This window comes from Anaerolineales bacterium, from assembly GCA_022866145.1.
Classification (GTDB): Bacteria; Chloroflexota; Anaerolineae; order Anaerolineales; family E44-bin32; genus PFL42.
The window spans coordinates 1-1683 of the sequence record JALHUE010000248.1 but is presented as its reverse complement, the minus strand read 5'-3'; the positions used below and the strand labels follow the sequence as shown (position 1 = coordinate 1683).

General features: G+C 67.3%; 2 protein-coding genes. Both read right to left on the bottom strand.

The window, feature by feature from the left end:
* On the bottom strand, positions 1-1182 hold a 1182-nt coding region (locus MUO23_07855), incomplete at its 3' end, for an 8-oxoguanine deaminase (protein MCJ7512869.1).
* A 251-nt stretch (positions 1183-1433) separates the two neighbouring features.
* Positions 1434-1683 (bottom strand): bifunctional methylenetetrahydrofolate dehydrogenase/methenyltetrahydrofolate cyclohydrolase (locus MUO23_07850; protein MCJ7512868.1); only part of this gene is annotated, 250 nt, incomplete at its 5' end.

Below are 1683 nucleotides of genomic sequence, written 5' to 3'. Positions count from 1 at the left end.
GATGGCGATCAGGTCAGCGCATTTGCCCACGGCCAGCGAGCCGATGTCGCTCCGTCCCAGGACGGCCGCCCCGCCGCGTGTCGCCATCTCGAGGACCTGGCGGGCGGTGATCAGGGATTGCGGGGGGTCCGCCGCCGGGCGCAGCGCCGTCCCCAGGCGCGAGATCAGAAGCGCCTGGCGCGCCTCGCCCAGCATGTGCGAGCCATCGTTGCTCGCCGAGCCGTCCACACCCAAGCCGACCGGCACCCCTGCCATCAGGTAACGCAGGACGGGCGCGATCCCCGAGGCCAACCGCATGTTGGAAGAGGGACAGTGCGCCACCCCGATCCCTGCCCCGGCCATGCGCTGCACCTCATCTGCGTTGATGTGGACGGCGTGGGCGAACCACACATCCCCACCTGTCCAGCCCAGGTCCTCGGCATAGGCCAGCGGCCGCCGTCCGAACTGCTCGAGGCAGAAGGATTCCTCGTCCAGGGTCTCAGCTAGATGGGTGTGAAGCCGTACGCCGCGGGCCCGCGCCAGGGCCGCCGCCTGCCGCATCAGCTCGGGGGTTACCGAGAACGGGGAGCAAGGAGCGATCACAATCTGCAGCCTGGAGCCCGGTGCCGGATCGTGGTAGGCATCGATCAATCGCTCGGTGTCTCTGAGGATGAACTCCTCATCTTCGACCACCCGATCTGGCGGCAGCCCGCCCCGGCTCTCACCCAGGCTCATCGAGCCGCGCGAGGCGTGCAGGCGCAGTCCCACGGATTGTGCAGCCTCAATCTCATCGTCCAGCCGGCAGCCGTTGGGGAAGATATACAGGTGATCGCTGGCCGTCGTGCACCCGCTGAGGGCCAGTTCAGCCAGCCCGATCTGGGTGGAGATGCGAATGTCTTCCGGCAGGATCCTTGCCCATATCGGGTACAGCGTCTTCAGCCAGGTGAACAAGCCTGCGTTCTGGGCAAGGGGGACGGCCCGGGTCAACGTCTGATACAGGTGGTGGTGCGTATTGATCAGCCCTGGAAGGACTAGATGCCCCTCCAGATCGTAGACCGAGTCGGCCTGTTGGGGGAGATCAGCTGATGGCCCCACCTGCTCGATCCAGCCGTCGCGGATGAATAGGCCGCCGTCGGGAATCTCCCGGCGGTCGGTATCCATTGTGACCAGGACCGTGGCATTCCGGATCAGGATTGTGGCCATCGGGACGATCCCAGTGTAGCATCGCCCCCGGCAGGGGTCAATTGTCAGACAACATGAGCGGAGCCTGATTCTCGTCACCGGGCGCCAGGCTCGGGGCCGCCCCGCCCCAAGCTCGCTCGCCGGACAGCCACCGGCTTCCTGCCGGCAGAAGCATCGTGGGGTTTGGGACCTGCCCAAACCCCACTTCGAATCCAGGGTCGGAAACCCGGCCGGCGCCTGACGGCTCCGCCCGGCGAGATGGGTCCCTCGGCCTAGCCGACGCGCTGGGCCGAACGGAGGGTGTTCTGCAGCAACAGGGTGATCGTCATCGGGCCGACACCGCCCGGCACGGGCGTGATGGCGCCCGCCACTTCCAGGGCCTCGGCGAAGGCGACATCTCCTACCAGCCGCGAGCCGCTCTTGGTCGAGGGGTCATCGACCCGGTTGGTCCCGACATCGATCACGTAGGCGCCGGGCTTGATCCAGTCGCCGCGGATCATCTCGGCCCGACCGATGGCCGCG